The 15,591-nt window shown below is 69.7% G+C and carries 16 protein-coding genes and 2 pseudogenes; 13 read left to right on the forward strand and 5 right to left on the reverse strand.

All coding sequences use genetic code 11. From position 1 onward, the window contains the following. Nucleotides 1–2: 2 nt before the first annotated feature. Both AC0IZS_RS11185 and AC0IZS_RS11190 read left to right on the forward strand, forming a co-directional pair. On the forward strand, nt 3–686 hold the full coding sequence (locus tag AC0IZS_RS11185) for a nitroreductase family protein (protein WP_057199822.1): 684 nt from the start codon (nt 3–5) through the stop codon (nt 684–686). Nucleotides 687–742: 56 nt separating this feature from the next. Then, nucleotides 743–1,258: a hemerythrin domain-containing protein gene (locus AC0IZS_RS11190; RefSeq protein WP_471639504.1), complete on the forward strand. Its 516-nt coding sequence runs from the start codon at nt 743–745 to the stop codon at nt 1,256–1,258. Here AC0IZS_RS11190 and AC0IZS_RS11195 read toward each other — a convergent pair. Continuing rightward, nucleotides 1,239–1,946: pseudogene (locus AC0IZS_RS11195) on the reverse strand (GNAT family N-acetyltransferase); the annotation flags it as partial. The gene AC0IZS_RS11190 and the pseudogene AC0IZS_RS11195 overlap by 20 nt on opposite strands. 108 nt (nt 1,947–2,054) lie before the next feature. Between AC0IZS_RS11195 and pdxR the strand changes: the two are divergent. Together pdxR and AC0IZS_RS11205 are read left to right on the forward strand one after the other, a co-directional pair. Continuing rightward, complete coding sequence (gene pdxR / locus AC0IZS_RS11200; RefSeq protein ID WP_471635681.1) at nt 2,055–3,560, forward strand: MocR-like pyridoxine biosynthesis transcription factor PdxR; 1,506 nt, start codon at nt 2,055–2,057, stop codon at nt 3,558–3,560. 112 nt (nt 3,561–3,672) lie between these two features. Continuing rightward, entirely contained in the window at nt 3,673–4,740 is a 1,068-nt protein-coding gene (locus tag AC0IZS_RS11205; RefSeq protein WP_471635682.1) for an AbrB family transcriptional regulator, read from the forward strand. Between the two features lie 27 nt (nt 4,741–4,767). Here the strand turns inward: AC0IZS_RS11205 and AC0IZS_RS11210 are convergent, their stop codons facing one another. The 3 genes and pseudogenes from AC0IZS_RS11210 to AC0IZS_RS11220 form a co-directional block, all read right to left on the reverse strand. Further along, nucleotides 4,768–5,064, reverse strand: coding sequence for a BTH_I0359 family protein (locus AC0IZS_RS11210; protein WP_007848772.1), 297 nt, complete (start codon nt 5,062–5,064; stop codon nt 4,768–4,770). Between the two features lie 224 nt (nt 5,065–5,288). Next, nucleotides 5,289–6,436: pseudogene (locus tag AC0IZS_RS11215) on the reverse strand (DUF3108 domain-containing protein). Nucleotides 6,437–6,455: 19 nt separating this feature from the next. Next, nucleotides 6,456–7,238 carry an IclR family transcriptional regulator gene (locus tag AC0IZS_RS11220; RefSeq protein ID WP_471635683.1) on the reverse strand — a complete coding sequence of 261 codons (783 nt, stop codon included), beginning with the start codon at nt 7,236–7,238 and terminating at the stop codon, nt 6,456–6,458. A 118-nt stretch (nt 7,239–7,356) separates the two neighbouring features. Here AC0IZS_RS11220 and AC0IZS_RS11225 point away from each other — a divergent pair, with 118 nt between their 5' ends. The 7 genes from AC0IZS_RS11225 to AC0IZS_RS11255 all read left to right on the forward strand — a co-directional run bounded on the left by AC0IZS_RS11225 (nt 7,357) and on the right by AC0IZS_RS11255 (nt 12,663). Next, nucleotides 7,357–8,364 (forward strand): fumarylacetoacetate hydrolase family protein, encoded by a 1,008-nt coding sequence (locus AC0IZS_RS11225; protein WP_471635684.1) that lies wholly within the window; start codon nt 7,357–7,359, stop codon nt 8,362–8,364. After that, nucleotides 8,364–9,395, forward strand: a complete 1,032-nt coding sequence (locus AC0IZS_RS11230) for a TraB/GumN family protein (protein WP_471635685.1) — start codon at nt 8,364–8,366, stop codon at nt 9,393–9,395. The genes AC0IZS_RS11225 and AC0IZS_RS11230 overlap by 1 nt, the downstream gene beginning before the upstream one ends. A 54-nt stretch (nt 9,396–9,449) precedes the next feature. After that, on the forward strand, nt 9,450–10,427 hold the full coding sequence (locus tag AC0IZS_RS11235) for a Bug family tripartite tricarboxylate transporter substrate binding protein (protein WP_471639505.1): 978 nt from the start codon (nt 9,450–9,452) through the stop codon (nt 10,425–10,427). A 103-nt stretch (nt 10,428–10,530) separates the two neighbouring features. After that, on the forward strand, nt 10,531–10,869 hold the full coding sequence (locus AC0IZS_RS11240) for a DUF6176 family protein (RefSeq protein ID WP_057266531.1): 339 nt from the start codon (nt 10,531–10,533) through the stop codon (nt 10,867–10,869). A 95-nt stretch (nt 10,870–10,964) separates the two neighbouring features. Beyond that, entirely contained in the window at nt 10,965–11,420 is a 456-nt protein-coding gene (locus tag AC0IZS_RS11245; protein WP_471635686.1) for an SRPBCC family protein, read from the forward strand. Nucleotides 11,421–11,518: 98 nt separating this feature from the next. Then, entirely contained in the window at nt 11,519–12,145 is a 627-nt protein-coding gene (locus AC0IZS_RS11250) for a LysE family translocator (RefSeq protein WP_322594093.1), read from the forward strand. Next, nucleotides 12,142–12,663, forward strand: coding sequence for a GNAT family N-acetyltransferase (locus tag AC0IZS_RS11255; protein ID WP_416208641.1), 522 nt, complete (start codon nt 12,142–12,144; stop codon nt 12,661–12,663). Before AC0IZS_RS11250 ends, AC0IZS_RS11255 begins: the two co-directional genes overlap by 4 nt. A gap of 21 nt (nt 12,664–12,684) precedes the next feature. On the opposite strand, the gene AC0IZS_RS11260 is transcribed toward AC0IZS_RS11255, so the two are convergent. Further along, on the reverse strand, nt 12,685–13,695 hold the full coding sequence (locus AC0IZS_RS11260) for a zinc-dependent alcohol dehydrogenase family protein (RefSeq protein WP_471635687.1): 1,011 nt from the start codon (nt 13,693–13,695) through the stop codon (nt 12,685–12,687). 102 nt (nt 13,696–13,797) lie between these two features. Here AC0IZS_RS11260 and AC0IZS_RS11265 point away from each other — a divergent pair, with 102 nt between their 5' ends. Then, the gene (locus tag AC0IZS_RS11265; RefSeq protein ID WP_471635688.1) at nt 13,798–14,724 is read left to right on the forward strand and encodes a LysR substrate-binding domain-containing protein; all 927 of its coding nucleotides are present in this window, start codon (nt 13,798–13,800) and stop codon (nt 14,722–14,724) included. 84 nt (nt 14,725–14,808) lie between these two features. Then, on the forward strand, nt 14,809–15,537 hold the full coding sequence (locus tag AC0IZS_RS11270; RefSeq protein ID WP_471635689.1) for a TetR/AcrR family transcriptional regulator: 729 nt from the start codon (nt 14,809–14,811) through the stop codon (nt 15,535–15,537). The last annotated feature ends 54 nt before the right edge of the window (nt 15,538–15,591 follow it).

A 15,591-nucleotide genomic window follows, 5' to 3' on the forward strand; every position in this document is an offset into this window, starting at 1 on the left:
GCATGGCGGTGATCCCCTGGCCGCTGCGGCCCGTGCCCCATGGCGTGCCGCCTGCGGTGGAGGCCACGGCGGCCAGTGCCTGGGCGCTCATGCGCACCCGCCGCACCGTGCTGCCCAAGCGGCTGGTGGCCCCCGGCCCCAGCGCTGCCGAGCTCTCGGCGATCCTGGACGCGGCGGCCCATGCGCCCGACCACGGGCAGTTGCTGCCCTGGCGTTTTGTGCTGGTGCCCGAGGCCGCGCGCGCGGCCCTGGCGGAGGTGTTTGCCCAGGCGCTGGCCGAGCGCGACGAGGCCGCCACGCCGGAGCAACTGGCGCTGGCGCGCGAGAAGGCCTACCGCGCGCCGGTGCTGCTGCTGGCGGTGGTGGATGCCGGCCGGGGCGACCCGCGCATCGACCTGGCCGAGCGCCTGGTGTCCACCGGCTGTGCGCTGCAGAACATGCTGCTCATGGCCACGGCGCAGGGCTATGGCTCGGCGCTGACCAGTGGCCGGGCCCTCAAGTCGGCCGGGTTGCGTGCGCTCTTCGGACTGGGCCCGGACGAACTGGCCCTGTGCTTTCTGAGCATAGGCAGCGTGCAGGCGCGCAAGACAGCGGCCCGTGTGCGGCCGGCGACCACCAGCTATGTGAGCACCTTGGGAGCCGATGGGGTGGTGCTGCCTTTTGAGTCGGCTGAGAAGCTGGTCTGACGGTGCTGCTTCCTGGTTTCAACACCCCGGCCGTGGGCTTCGAGGAGCCCTTTGCCATGCTCGGGACCTGCCACGAGCGGGTGCAGCGCACGCTGGCACTGCTGGGCCGGTTGCGCGCGCATGTAGCGCTGCAGGGCAGCGACGAGTCCGCCCGGCAGGCCGCGCACGACGTGCTGCGCTACTTCGACATCGCGGCGCCCCTGCACCACCAGGACGAGGAGCTGCATGTGTTCCCGCCGCTGCTGGCCGAGGGGGACGCCGCGATGGTCGCGCTGGTGCAGCGCCTGCTGCAGGACCACCAGGACATGGTGGCCGAGTGGGCTGCGGCGCGGCAGCCCCTGCAGGCCCTGGCGGACGGCCAGGCCAGTGCCTTCAGCGCGGAGGACGAGGCCGCTCTGGAGCGCTTTGCCCTGCGCTATGCGCGCCACATCGAGGACGAGGAAGGCGCGGCCTACCCGGCCGTGCAGCAGCTGTTGCCACCCGAAGCCCTGGCCCCCATGGGGCGCGAGATGGCATCCAGGCGGCAGGTCATACCGTCGCGGCCACCGGCCCGGCCGCGCGCAATTCCGTGAGCGAGGCGCGCTGCGCGCCCTGGGTATCGAAATTGGCGGCTGCCAGCCAGCGCTCGAAGCCAGTCTTGATCACAGGCCACTCGCTGTCGATGATGGAGAACCAGGCCGTGTCGCGGTTGCGGCCCTTGTAGACGATGGCCTGGCGGAAGATGCCCTCGAACGTGAAGCCCAGGCGCGCAGCCGCCTGGCGCGAGGGGCCGTTCAGGCTGTCGCACTTCCATTCATAGCGGCGGTAGCCCAGGTCGGCGAACACGTACTTCATCAGCAGGTACTGCGCCTCGGTGGAGATCGGCGTGCGCTTGAGCAGCGGCGAGAACATCACATGCCCGACCTCGACCACGCCGTTGGCCGGGTCGATGCGCATCAGCGCCAGCGTGCCCACGGCCTTGTCGGTGCGCTGGTCGATCACGGCGTAGTGCAGCGGGTCGGTGCTGGCCGCCGCCTGCTCGCAGTGGGCGCGGTAGCTGGCCTCGTCGGCAAACGGGCCGACGCTCATGTAAGTCCAGTCCCGGCCGTCCGAGGCCTTCACGTAGGCGGCATGCAGTTGGGCGGCGTGGCGGGCTGCATCCAGAGGTTCGAGGCGGCAGTGCCGGCCTTCGATGGCATCGCGTGCGGGGCGCGGGCGTGCGCTCCAGCCGGGCAGGGGGGAGCCGACGGGCTGCTGGTAGGCGGTCAGGGTGGAAGCCATGCGGGAGTTGTCCTTTGGGTTGATAAAAGAGGGAAGGGCAGGCTGCACGGTAAACTGGGCGTGGTATTGTGAAAAGTGCCAGTTCAGGAAAAATTTCAGGTGCCACGCATGTCCGATGCCTTCATGGATGCCGCGCTGCCGGCCGAACCCTCGGTTCCCCCAACCCTGCTGGAGCAGGCGCTGGACCACGGCCCGGGGGCCGCGCCCTTGCGGCGCCAGCTGTTCCAGCGGCTGCGGCAGGCCATCCTGGACGGGCGGTTGGCCGCTGGCAGCCCGCTGCCCGGGTCGCGCGCCCTGGCCGAGGGCCTGGCCATCTCGCGCAATACCGTGACGGCGGCGTATGAGCACCTGCTGGCCGAGGGCTATGTGCAGTCCGACCGGCAGGGCACACGGGTGGCAGCGCTGTCGTCGCCATCGGTGGTCGCGTCCGGCCCGCAGCCGGCAGTACAGCTTCCCGCCACGGCGGCGCGCCTGGCGCTCATCCAGCCCAGGGCCCCCCGCCCGGGGCCGGCCCACTGGCTCAGCCCGGGCATGCCCGCCCTCTCGCAGTTCCCATCTGCTGCCTGGCGTCGCGCACTCGACCGCGCGGTGCGCGACGGTGGCCCTGCCGCCCTGGGCTATGGCGATCCGCTGGGCGAAATGGCGCTGCGCACCGCCATCGCGCGCCACCTGGCGCTGGCGCGAGGCGTGCGCTGCACATCCGAGCAGGTGGTGATCACCGAAGGCGCGCAGGAGGCCCTGGTGCTGTGCGTGCGCCTGCTCACCAACCCCGGCGACACGGCCTGGGTGGAAGACCCCGGCTACCGGGGCGCCCAATCGGCCCTGCATGGTGGCGACCTGTGCACCCTGCCGCTGCGGGTGGATGCCCAGGGCCTGGTGGCCGACGAAGCCGACTGGCGCACGCGCACGCCGCGCCTGGTCTACACCTCGCCCTCGCACCAGTACCCGGGCGGGTCGGTGCTGTCGGTGGCGCGGCGCCTGGCGCTGATGGAGCAGGCGCGCCGCCATGGCGCCTGGATCATCGAAGACGACTACGACAGCGAGTTCCGCCACGCGGGCGAGCCCATCGCCGCCATGCAGGGGCTGGCCGATGGGGCGCCAGTGCTTTATGTCGGCACCTTCAGCAAGACCATGTTCCCCGCGCTGCGCATCGGCTTCGTCGTGTTGCCCGAGGCGGTGCTGGTCGCTGTGCGCTCGCCCTTGGCCGAGATGCTGCGCGGCGGCCAGCGCCATGCCCAACTGGCGCTGGCGGACTTCATCGACAGCGGCCAGTTCAGCCGCCACCTGGGCCGCATGCGCCGCCTGTACCGCGAGCGCCAGCAGCTGCTGCGTGCCGCGCTGGCGCAACACCTTGTGGTGCCGCATGGCATCGAGGGTGGGCACTGCGGCATGCACCTGCTGGTGCGCCTGCCGCCCGCTTACCCGGACCAGGCCATTGCCACCGCAGCGCGCGGGCACGGCATGGCGCCCGCGCCGCTGTCGGCCTTTGCCCTGCAGCCCAGGCCCGAGGACAACGGCCTGGTGCTGGGCTATGGCCACACGCCGGTGGAGCTGTTCGCACCGCTGGTGCAGCGGCTGTCGCTGTTGGCGCACGCAGCCCACGGGGATTGTTGAGGCGCTCGCTGCGCCCGCGTGGCTGGCGATGCCTGCCATGCCCTACGGGCAGTGCGGGGCTTTCAAAGGCGCTGGCGTGCGCAAGCGATACTCGCGGGTCCCCGCCTTTCGTATGCGTACTTATTTTCAATTCACCAGCCGTGTGGTGCTGACCCTTGCAGTGGCCTGGGCTGCGGCCGCCGCCTGCGTGGCCCTCAAGACCCCGCTGCCCTGGATGATCGGCCCGTTGTTGGCCACCTCGCTGCTGTCCATCGCCGGTGCGCCCACCGAGAGCTGGGGGCCGTTGCGCAATGGGGGGCAGTGGACCATTGGCGCGGCGCTGGGCCTGTATTTCACGCCCCAGGTCATGGGCCTGGTGGCTGGCCTGTGGTGGGCCATTGCGCTGGGCATCGTCTGGGCGCTGGTGCTGGGCTGGCTGTTCGGCGCCTGGCTGTACCGGGTGCATGCACCGCGCATGCACGGCGTGCCGGCCAGCATGATGCGCGCGACCAGCTATTTCTCGGGCGCCATCGGCGCCGCGTCGGAGATGACCCTGCTGGCCGAGCGCGAGAACGCGCGCACCGACCTCGTGGCCGCCAGCCACAGCCTGCGCCTGCTGATCGTCACCGTGACCATTCCCTTCGCCCTGCAGTGGAGCGGGTTGCACGGCATCGACATCCTGCCGCCCGCCACGCGCGTGGTGGACTGGCCCGGCCTCGCCCTCATGGCACTGCTCACCGGCGCGGGGGCCTTGGCCATGGACCGGCTGGGCCGTGCCAACCCTTGGTTCATGGGCGCACTGGTGGTGTCCATGGGCTTCGCCATGGCGGGCATCGGCTTCTCGGCCGTGCCGCAGTGGCTGGTGAATGCCGCGCAACTGGTGATCGGGGTCAGCCTGGGGGTGCGCTTTCGGGCGGATTTTTTGCGCGCCGCACCGCACTGGCTGGCCAGCGTGGCGGTGGGCACGCTGGGGCTCATGGGGATTTGCGCCGCGTTCGCCGCCGTGCTGGCCTGGGGCACGGGCCTGCCCTGGGTGACGCTGCTGCTGGGCACCTCCCCAGGCGGCATCACCGAAATGGCTATCACGGCCAAGGTGCTGCAGCTGGGCGTGCCGGTGGTTACGGCCTTCCAGGTGTGCCGGCTGATTGCCGTGCTGATCCTGGTGGAGCCGTTGTTCCGGCGGATCTATCCGGTGGAGTGATTGCTGGCGCTCGCGAGCGCCAGCAGGTCAATGCACGACGACGGGGTTCTGCGCCAGGCCCGCATAGCGGTCCAGGGCGTCTTCGACTTCTTCCTGCGTGGGGGTGTCGCGCTGCCAAGCCAGGATCTGCTGCTGGAACATCTCGGCCCACGATCCGTCCAGGTAGACCTCCTTGCCGGAGCGCTTGTCCACGATCTCGAAGCCATGGCGCGCCAGCTGGGGCTTGGGCGGTGCCGTGTCGTTGAGCGCCTGGCCAACGGACTCCCGGGCGTCGGGCAGCATGTGGACCACCACAAAGGATTCGGAGTCGTAGAGCATGTGCATCGTGTTCCCTTTGTCGATATGAATGTCAGATGACAGCGGGTCGGCAGAGTTCAAGGCTTGTGGGCTGGCCCTGCGTGGTAACAGTATTTCACGAATTGTGCGAAGCGGTGGTTCCGCAATGGTATTTCGCCCAGGTTGGGAAGAACGCAACACTTGTCGGGACACGCTCCTACAACGCCTGCGCCGGTCAGGCGGTGCGCCGCGGCGCCCTGGCCCACACAGAGTCAGGGTTTTTCGCTACCGCGCAGCAACAGGTCGGCGAAGTCGCCGTTGGACTGGGTCAGCTTGATGCGCACGGGCAGGTAGCCCAGGCCGGGCGCCAGCCACAGCTCGGCCTTCTGGTCGTAGTCGCGCCGCGGCAGGCGCAGCAGCTTGAGGGTGGGGGTGGCGCCCACCGGTAGGTTCAGGGTTTCGGGGGCTTCGATGCTGAAGGTCCAGCGGTCGGCGTTGCGAGCGCTCACGACGGTCAGCGTGATCTGCATGCCTGGTGTGTAGCGGGCCGGGTCGGCCGCCAGCATGGACGCCAGCTGGATGAACATGCTCAGCCGGTCCTGCGCACCGGGGCCAATGGCAGCCTGCGGCGTGTTGGCACTGAAGGTCACGCGGCCCTGGGCATAGTCGAAATGCGCGGCCTGCTCGCTGCGCGAGCGGTCCCCAAAGCGCTCGGGCTGCAGGCCCTGTGCGGTGACCAGCCCGGTGCTGCGCTGGGTGCGTGAACCGACGAGGAAGGCGCTGACCTCCTGGCGCGCCTCGTAGCGGCTGCCGTCGTGCTGCCACAGCAGTTCGGCCCGGGCCGTGTAGTCGAATTTCTTGGCCTGGCCCTTGACCTCATAGGTCAGTCGCACGGGGGCCGGAATCTGCACCGGCGGCGCGGCGGTGCTGGCGTTCTGGCCCGTGCCGCTGCCGGGCGGTGCGATGTCGATGCCGGCGGCCGTGGGGTTCACCTCTGCCGGGGTGGACGCGAGTGCGACTGGTGCGGATGCTGCCACGGCGGCAGAGGCTGCGGGCTCGGGCGTGGCAGGAGGAGGGGGCGCCGCGGCCGCCGTCTCCATCGCTGGCTCGGGGGGCGCCACAGGCTCTGGTGCTGCCACTGGCGGCTCGGCGGGGGGGCTTCGGCGACCGGTGCGGGGCGCGGCGGTCTCTTGCGTGGCACGGGTGCCGGCGCGGCGGGTGGCGGGGTGGCCGAAGGCGTGAGTGTCGGTGCAGGTGCAGGTGCGGCCACGGGCGCGGGCGCCGCCGCAATGGTGCGCGTGCTGAACACCTGGCCCGTGGGCGCGGCCGGGCTGTCCCACACCAGCGGCACGCCCTGCAGCAGCAGCCAGTGCAGCGCCAGCACCAGCGCGGTGAGGGCGATCAGCGCGCGCCGGGGCATCAGCGGGGCTGCCCTGGTGTCATGCGCAGCCCGCGCCCAGGTCGTGCGAAAGCTGGGCCGCGGCGGCACGCAGCGGGGTGTCGATGGCGCCGCCCCATTCGGGGTCGAAGGTGGCGACCGAGCCCAGGGTGGTGATGCCCAGTTCCAGGTGGCCGTCGGCATCGAACACCGGGGCGCAGAAGCCCACGATGCCGGGCAGCAGGGTGTCCACCACGCGCGCCGCGCCGCGCTCGCGCACCTCGGCCAGCATGGTCTGCACCTCGGCCATGGTGGTGGGCAGGTCGGTGCGGCGCATCTTGCTGGCGCGGGCGAGTTCTTCCTTGAGCAGGGGCGCGGCCACTTCCGGTGGCAGGTGGGCGGCGAAGCAGCGGCCGGTGGCCGAGGCCAGCAGAGGCATCACGTCGCCCAGCCGCAGGTTGGCGGTGACGGCCTGGGACGATTCCTCCCAGTGCACGATGGTGGGGCCATGGTTGCCCCACACCGCCAGCGCCAGCGTGTGGCCGATGTCTTCCATGAGTGCGGGCATGCGCTCGCGCGCCAGGCGCACGGCATCGAGCCGGGCCAGGGACGCCAGCCCCAGCTTGAGGGCCGCAGGCCCCAGGTCGTAGCGTGCGGTGCGGCTGTCCTGGGTGACCAGGCCCAGGCGCTGGAAGCTCACGAGGTAGCGGTGGGCCTTGGCGGCGCTCATGCCGGCCGAGGCGGCCAGGTCCTTGAGCATGAGCGGCCCGCGGGCGCGCGTGAGGCCCTCCAGCAGCGCAAAACCGACCTCCACGGACTGGATACCTGCACGTTCTTTGTCCATGTGCACTAAAATTCTCTGGTTTTGTTTAGTTAAATCAATTTACCCAAGCGTAATTCAGGTCCGGCGTGTACTGTACCGTCGGCACCACCGCTTTTGCAGAGACAAGAGGCCTTCACCCATGAAATTAGCTACCTACAAAGACGGTTCGCGCGACGGCCAACTGGTCGTCGTCTCGCGCGACCTGGGCACAGCCCATTATGCGACCGGCATTGCCAGCAAGCTGCAGCAGGTGCTCGACGACTGGGGCTTCCTCTCGCCCCAGCTGCAGGACCTGTACGACCAGCTCAACGCCGGCCGCGCGCGCCATGCCTTCCCGTTCGACCCGGCCCAGTGCATGGCCCCGCTGCCACGCGCCTACCAGTGGGCCGACGGCTCGGCCTACCTCAACCATGTGGAGCTGGTGCGCAAGGCGCGCAACGCCGAGGTGCCCGAGAGCTTCTACACCGACCCGCTGATGTACCAGGGAGGCAGCGACGACTTCATCGGCCCCTGCGATGACGTGGTGGTGCCCAGCGAGGCCATGGGCATTGACTTCGAGGCCGAGATCGCCGTCATCACCGGCGACGTGAAGATGGGCGCCACGCCCGAGCAGGCGCTGGACGGCATCCGCCTCGTGATGGTTGCCAACGACGTGAGCCTGCGCAACCTGATCCCGGCCGAGCTCGCCAAGGGCTTCGGTTTCTTCCAGAGCAAGCCGGCCACCGCCTTCAGCCCCGTGGCGGTGACGCTCGACGAGCTGGGCGGCGCCTGGAACCAGGGCCGGCTGGACCTGGTGGTGCAGTCCACCTGGAACGGCCGCAAGGTCGGCATGTGCGATGCCGGCCCCGAGATGACCTTCCACTTCGGCCAGCTCATCGCCCACGTCGCCAAGACGCGCAACGTGCGCGCCGGCTCCATCATCGGCAGCGGCACCGTGAGTAACAAGGGCGTGGAGCAGAACGGCCGCACCGAGTGGCCCAAGGGCTACAGCTGCATCGCCGAAAAGCGCTGCATCGAGACCATCCAGGACGGCAAGCCCAGCACCGAGTTCATGAAGTTCGGCGACACCATCCGCATCGAGGTCAAGGGCAAGGACGGCGCGAGCATCTTCGGCGCCATCGACCAGGCCATCGTGGAGCCGAGCTGATGCTCTGGCGCCTGCGCGGCCTGGGGCAACAGCTGCGCGCAGGCTTGGCCTGCGTGCTGCTCGCTGTCCCGGCGCTGGCTGCGCACGCACAGGGCCAGGCAGACACAGCCCCCGTCTGCCCACCCGCAGCCACTCCCATCGGCCCCGCCGATGCCGAGGCGGCCCGGCGCGACGACCGCGACCGCGGCCTGCTCTGGCGCATTGAGAAGGACGGCCGCACCAGTTGGCTCTACGGCACCATCCATGCCGCCGAGCGCGGCTGGGTGCTGCCCGGACCTGCGGTGCGCGAGGCCTTGCGGCGTGCTGACCGCATCGCGCTGGAGGTGGACCTGATGGACCCGGCGGTCGCCGGTGGGCTGGCCGCCGCCGTGATGCCTGGCCCCAATACGCCACCCCTGCCCGAGCCCTTGGCAAAGCGCCTGCGCGTGCAGAGCGAAGCACTGTGCGCCGATGCTGCGCTGGCGCGCCTGCGGCCCGAGATTCAGCTCATGTCGCTGGTCGGCCTGGCTGCGCGCACCGCCGGGATCGACCCGGCCTATGGCATCGACCTGTTCCTCGCGGGTCTGGCGCGCGCCATGGACAAGAAGGTCGTCTCGCTGGAGTCGGCCGAGGCGCAGATCGCGCTGCTGGTGTCGGACGACCCGGCCAAGGTGGCGCGCACCATGGACGAGGGCCTGCGGCAGCTCGAAGGCGGGCAGGCCCGCAAGATCATTGCCACCCTCACACGTGCCTGGGCCGACGGCCAGCTCGAAACCTTGCGCAATTACGGCGACTGGTGCGACTGCCTCAAGACCGCCGAAGACCGCGCCGACTACGCACGCATCGTGGAGGGCCGCAACCCCGCCCTGGCCGCCGGCATCGCTGCGCAGCATGCGGCCGGCCACGCGGTGTTCGCGGCCGTTGGGGTGCTGCACATGGTGGGCCCCGAGGGCCTGCCAGCCCTGATGACCGCCAAGGGGTTTCGCGTGACGCGCGTGCCCCAAGCCGCACCGGGCTCACGGCAGGGCAAGCCACCGAATGCGCCGCGATAGTCCCGTTCCCAGTTTCCTTTTCTTTCTTCCTGCAACGGAGACAAAACCATGACCCTGCAACGCCGTACCGTTCTTTCCGCACTGGCCGCTGCCGGCGCGTCTGCCGCAGCCCCCTGGGCCCAGGCCCAGGCCGCATGGCCCGACCAGCCGCTGCGCTGGGTCGTGCCCTACCCGGCTGGCGGCGGCACCGACGTGCTGGCGCGCACCGTGGCCGAGGCCATGCGCCAGACCCTGGGCCAGCAGATCGTGGTGGACAACCGCCCCGGCGCGGCCACCAACATCGGCGCGCAGCTGGTGGCCACGGCCAAGCCCGACGGCAACACCTTCATGTCGGCCGACAACGCCGTACTGGCCTTCAACGAGCACCTGTTCACCAAGCTGCCCTTCAACCCCGAGAAGGACTTCACCTACGTGGGCGGCATCAGCCGCTTTCCGCTGGCGCTGGTGGTGCACCCTTCGTTCGAGGCCAAGACCGTCAAGGAATTCCTGGCCTACGTGCGCGCCAACCCCGGCAAGCTCAACTACGCATCGCCCGGCAACGGCTCGCCGCACCACCTGGCGATGGAGATGTTCAAGAACCGCACCAAGACTTTCATGACGCACATCCCCTACCGCGGCGCGGCGCCCGCGATGCAGGACGTGATGGGTGGCCAGGTGCCGTGCATGTTCCTGGACCTGGCCGCCGGCCTGCCTGTGATCACCTCGGGCAAGGTGCGCGCCCTGGCCATCGGCTCGGCCAAGCGCGTGGCCGCCCTGCCCGATGTGCCCACTCTGACGGAAGCCGGCGTGCCCAACACCGAGGTCTACGCCTTCCAGGGCATCCTCGGCCCCGCGGCCCTGCCTGCCGCCATCACCGCGCGCCTGAACGGCGACCTGAACAAGGCCCTGGCCAACCCCGCCGTGCTCAAGCGCATGACCGATTTCGGCATGGAGCCGCTGCCCGGCACGCCCGAGCAGTTCCGCGCCATGGCCCGCGCTGAATCCAAACGCTGGGGCGAGATCATCAAGGCGGCGGGCGTGAAGCTGGATTGAGCGATATCCACCGGGGCTATCCGCCCTTCTGCAAAAGGGTTGCCATTGCCAGATGCTCGGGCGATAGTGACCCTTTTTTCATGGCACCGGCCGTCCTGCACCCATGCCCCCGACCGAAGACGTCGTCTGTGTCCGCATCCAGCTCCAACCCGGGTCCGTGCCCCGGGTACAGGAGTGGGCGGAGTACCTGCGCGTCCACCGGGAGGACGCGCTGCAGACTCTGGCAGCGGAGGGCGTGACCGTGGAATCGGTTTTTCTCGATTCGGGCGCCGAGGGTGATTTCCTCATCTACTACATGCGTTCCCGCTCGCAGCAGTTGGCGCAGGAGGTGGCCGCGCGCTCCGTGGCGGCCATCGATGCCTACCACCGCGCCTTCAAGCGGGACACCTGGGCACAGGTGCGGCGACTGGATTTGCTGCTGGACCTTGCACGCAAGCCATGATTTGGGGTTTTTCCTGATTTGGACGGTGTCGATATCCGCCATGGTCGAACGTCGTAGGTTCTAGAGGGCCGTCCTCTGCTTCACAGGCACCAACCATGACCACCACCGGCACCGTTCGTCTCCACCGCGTGATCCGCTCCACGCCCGACCGCATCTACCGCGCCTTTCTCACGCCGCAGGCCCTGGTCAAGTGGCTGCCGCCGCACGGCTTCACGGCCGAGGTGCATGCCCTCGACGCCCGCGTGGGTGGTGAGTACCGCATGTCGTTCACCAACCACGGGGCGGGCGGCAGCCATTCGTTCGGCGGCACCTACCTGGAACTGGTGCCCGGCGAGCGCCTGCGCTACAACGCACGCTTCGACGACGCCAATCTGCCCGGCGAGATGACCACCACGGTCACCCTGACACCCGTGTCCTGCGGCACCGAGATGAGCGTGGTGCAGGAAGGCATCCCCGCCGTGATCCCTGCCGAGTCGTGCTACCTGGGCTGGCAGGAGTCGCTGACCTTGCTGCTCCAGCTGGTCGAGCCCGATATCCCGGCTGGGTACTGAGCGGCCGCTTGCTGCCGTCCAGGCTGGCGGCAGGCTTTTTGACATACTGGCGCTTTGCGTGGCCCGTGATGGGGCATGCGTCCCAAGGAGCCAACCCCATGTCCCTCGAAGTCTGGTTCGCCTTTGTCGCCGCCTGTGCGGTGATGCTCATCATTCCCGGTCCCACCATCCTCACGGTGATCAGCTATTCCATGGCCCACGGGCGCCGCGCCAATGTGCCGCTGGTCGCGGCCGTGGCGCTCGGTGACTCGACGGCGCTCGCCGTGTCGCTGCTGGGCCTGGGCACGCTGCTGGCCACCTCGGCCTTCTGGTTCACGGTCATCAAGTGGGCCGGCGGCCTGTACCTGCTGTACCTGGCCTTCAAGATGCTGCGTGCCGGCGTGGGTGTGGCGGAGATCACGGCGCCCAAGGCCCCGGGCTCGCGCTGGAAACTGTTCGCCAATACCTACCTGGTCACGGCGCTCAACCCCAAGGGCATCGTGTTCTTCGTGGCGTTCTTGCCGCAGTTCATCCGCCCCGGTGCACCCATCGCCCAGCAGCTGTGGATTCTGGCGGCCACCTTCGTCACGCTGGCGGCGCTCAATGCCACGGCCTACGCCGTGTTCGCCGGTTCGGCCAGCCGGCTGCTGGCCTCGCCGCGTGCGCAGCGCCGCTTCAACCTCGCCGGGGGCTCTCTGCTAGGGGCTGCGGGCCTGTGGGCACTGATGGCGCGCCGCCCGGCCTGAGCGCGGGGAGTGCAGTGACCGGCTTTCGCTTTGACCTGCTGCGCGCGCAGGACCTGCCCCTCTTGCATGGCTGGCTGCTGCAGCCCCATGTCGCGCAGTGGTGGGAGCCGCCCGATAGCATCGACGAGTTGCACGCGGACCTGGTAGCGGAGCAGGGCGCCCCTGGCGCCACTCTGGCCTATATTGCTTCGCTCGACGGAGCCCCCATCGGCTTCATCCAGTCCTATGTCGCCATGGGCTCGGGCGATGGCTGGTGGGAGGACGTCACCGACCCCGGCGTGCGCGGCATCGACCAGTTCCTCGCGCATGCCGACCAGGTGAACCAGGGCATCGGCCGCGCGATGGTACGGGCCTTCGTCCAGCAACTGCTGGCCGACCCGACGGTGACCCTGGTGCAGACCGACCCACGCCCGGACAATGCGCGCGCCATCCGCTGCTATACCCATGCGGGCTTTTGGCCGGTGGGGGAGGTCGTCACCCCGGATGGGCTGGCGCTCCTCATGCATTGCACGCGGTAGGCGGGCACCTGCCGCGCAGCCTCAGAACCGCACGACCACCTTGCCAAAGGCCCCGCGCTCCAGGTGCGCAAAGGCCTCCGGCACCTGGTCGGCGCCATACTCGGCCGCGATCACGGGCTGCAGCGCGTTCACGTCGATGGCGCGCACCATGTCCTCCAGCGCGCGCCGGTGGCCCACGCTCAGGCCCTGGATGGTGGCCCGGCTGCGGATTGCGTCATAGGCCGATCCGCTGATCTCGCCGCCTGCCAGCACGCCGATCACCGACAGCCGGCCGCCCTGCGCCAGCGCCTGCAGCGAGCGGCCCAGATTGGCGCCGCCCACGGTCTCCAGCACGTGGTCGGCCCCGCGTCCGCCCGTGAGTTCGCGCACGGCGGCAGGCCAGTCCGCGTCGCGTGCCAGCACATGGCTGGCGCCCATTGCCGGGGCCTTGTCGCGCTTGTCACCGGCGCCCGAGACGACGATGGCCTGCGCACCGTGCATGCGGGCGAACTGCAGGCCGAACAGTGCGACGCCACCGGTGCCGTGGATCAGCACCGTCTGGCCGGCGCGCAACGATCCCTGCTCGGCCAGCGCGAACCAGGCCGTGAGTGCCGCGCAGGGCAGGGTGCTGGCCTGCGCGGCGCTGAGCGTCTGGGGCGCGGCCACCGCCCACTGGGCGTCGAGCAGCACATGCGAAGCCAGCGTTCCGGGGCCCGGGCCGCCCAGCGCGAATGCGTCGGGTGGCATGGCACCATCGATCCAGCCGGCCATGAAGGTGCTGATCACCCGCTCTCCACCGCGCCAGCGCGTGACCCCGTCGCCCACGGCCAGCACCGTGCCGGCGAGGTCGGAGCCCGGCACGAAGGGCAGCGGCGGCGTCCAGCCGTAGGCGTTGTCGGTGATCATCAGGTCGCGGTAGTTGAGCGAGGCGGCTTCCACGCGCACCAGGATCTGGCCGGGGCCGGGCTGAGGGATCGGCACCTCGGCGTGTTGCAGGTGCTGGCGGCCGAAATCGGTGATCTGCCAGCGGTGGGAAAGAACGGCGTCTGCCATGTCGGGATCCTTGCGGTTCGTGAAGAGATGGGTCATGCTATTGGCTATCTCTATTCCGCAGTGAAGCCATTCATTCCGAAGAATGGCAACCAAAAAGAACCAATGAGCGAGCGCCTAGTGGGTATCGAAGCTTTTGTCGCAGCCGTCGAGGCCGGCAATTTCGCGCTGGCCGCGCAGCGCCTGCAGCTCACGCGATCGGCTGTGGGCAAGGCCGTGGCGCGGCTGGAGGAGCGCCTGGGCACGCGGTTGTTCCACCGCACCACACGCAGCCAGAGCCTCACCGAGGACGGCCAGGCCTACTACGAGCGCTGCCGCCGCGCGCTGGACGAGCTCGACGCAGCCGATGCCGCAGTGGAGGCCGGGCGCCACGTGCCCAGTGGCCGCGTGCGCATCACGGCGCCCGAGCTGATCGGCCGGGTGCGCCTGGCGCCGCTGCTCATGGAACTGGGCCAGCGCCACCCGCAGGTGGCGTTCGAGCTGGCCTTCAGCGACCGCCGCATCGACCTCATCGAGGAGGGTATTGACCTGGCGGTGCGCAGCGGCCCGCTGGGCGACAGCGCCGTGCTCGCGGCCCGGCGGCTGGGCCACCAGTGGATGGGCGTGTATGCCTCGCCGGCCTACCTTGCCGCGCATGGCCGGCCGGCGGACATGCAGGCGCTGATCGCCGAGCCGGCGGCGCACAGCTTTGTCGGCTATGCGCGCGAGACCGGGCCGCACCCATGGCAATTCAACGACGCCGCAGGGCGCGTGGTCGACTTCATCGCGCCTTCGCGCTTTCACTTCAGTTGCAACAGTCTGGAGGTCGCGGCCATGGCGGCCACCCAGGGCGTGGGCATGGCACGCCTGCCCGCCTGGCTGGTGGCCGATGCGGTGGCCGAGGGCCGGCTGCAGAAGGTGCTGGAGGAGCCCCAGCCCTTTGGCTACGTGCTCAGCGCGGTGTGGCCGCAGGCACGGGCACTGCCCCTGAAGACGCGGGTGGTCATCGACATGCTGGCCGAGCGTTTGCCGCAGTTGCTCGATGCGCGCTAGCCCGCAAGGCGAAGACACTGCTGCCGGCAGGGTCAGTGCGCCAGGGGACTAGACGACCGGTCTAATCGGCGCACAATAGCCCTTGTGCCGACCGACCAACCCTCCGCCAAGACCCACATCCTTCGCTGTGGCGAGCGCCTCATTGCCACCAAGGGCTTCGTGGGCGTGGGGCTGGCCGAGATCCTGGCCGCGGCCGGCGTGCCCAAGGGCTCGTTCTACCATTACTTCAGCTCCAAGGAGCGCTTTGGCGAGGCCCTGCTGGCCAGCTACATGGAGCGCTACCTGGCCCACCTCGAGCAGATGCTGGCACCCGATGGCCAGCCCGCCCGCGTGCGGCTGATGCGCTACTGGGCCTACTGGAACGTATCGCAGTGCGGGGTGGACGGTCCGGCCTGCGATGCAGGTGCGGGCGAAGGCAGCAAGTGCCTGGTCGTCAAGCTCAGCGCCGAGGTGGCCGACATGTCGGACACCATGCGCATCGCCCTGCGCGATGGCACCACGCAGATCGTGGCCCGGCTCGCGCGCTGCCTGCGCGAGGCCGTGCAGGACGGTTCGGTGCCGCAGGCCGCGGACCCCGAGGCCATGGCGCTCACGCTCTACGAAATGTGGCTCGGTGCCAGCCTGCTGGCCAAGCTGCGGCGCGATGGCTCATCGTTCGAGCATGCGCTGCGCGCCACGGATGCCTTGCTGGGCGGCGCGGATGCCGGGCCGTGCGCTCCGCTGGCACCAGTCAGGCCGAAAGTTGCACATGCGCAGGGAGGCCGGGCGGCGCCTCGCGCGGGCAAAGGCAAGGCGCCGCGCCTGTCCGCCTGAAAGCAGTCGTATCAGTACCGTACCATGCCCATTTGAATAACTAGCCGACCGGTC

The sequence above is a fragment of the Acidovorax sp. AC410 genome (assembly GCF_979253235.1).

Coding starts and splice junctions, on each gene's coding strand:
- AC0IZS_RS11260 (WP_471635687.1), bottom strand. CDS start 13,695: ATGGCAGACGCCGTTCTTTCCCACCGCTGGCAGATCACCGATTTCGGC.
- AC0IZS_RS11230 (WP_471635685.1), top strand. CDS start 8,364: ATGCTCTGGCGCCTGCGCGGCCTGGGGCAACAGCTGCGCGCAGGCTTG.
- pdxR (WP_471635681.1), top strand. CDS start 2,055: ATGTCCGATGCCTTCATGGATGCCGCGCTGCCGGCCGAACCCTCGGTT.
- AC0IZS_RS11240 (WP_057266531.1), top strand. CDS start 10,531: ATGCCCCCGACCGAAGACGTCGTCTGTGTCCGCATCCAGCTCCAACCC.
- AC0IZS_RS11250 (WP_322594093.1), top strand. CDS start 11,519: ATGTCCCTCGAAGTCTGGTTCGCCTTTGTCGCCGCCTGTGCGGTGATG.
- AC0IZS_RS11205 (WP_471635682.1), top strand. CDS start 3,673: ATGCGTACTTATTTTCAATTCACCAGCCGTGTGGTGCTGACCCTTGCA.
- AC0IZS_RS11265 (WP_471635688.1), top strand. CDS start 13,798: ATGAGCGAGCGCCTAGTGGGTATCGAAGCTTTTGTCGCAGCCGTCGAG.
- AC0IZS_RS11225 (WP_471635684.1), top strand. CDS start 7,357: ATGAAATTAGCTACCTACAAAGACGGTTCGCGCGACGGCCAACTGGTC.
- AC0IZS_RS11190 (WP_471639504.1), top strand. CDS start 743: ATGCTCGGGACCTGCCACGAGCGGGTGCAGCGCACGCTGGCACTGCTG.
- AC0IZS_RS11220 (WP_471635683.1), bottom strand. CDS start 7,238: ATGGACAAAGAACGTGCAGGTATCCAGTCCGTGGAGGTCGGTTTTGCG.
- AC0IZS_RS11245 (WP_471635686.1), top strand. CDS start 10,965: ATGACCACCACCGGCACCGTTCGTCTCCACCGCGTGATCCGCTCCACG.
- AC0IZS_RS11185 (WP_057199822.1), top strand. CDS start 3: ATGGCGGTGATCCCCTGGCCGCTGCGGCCCGTGCCCCATGGCGTGCCG.
- AC0IZS_RS11210 (WP_007848772.1), bottom strand. CDS start 5,064: ATGCACATGCTCTACGACTCCGAATCCTTTGTGGTGGTCCACATGCTG.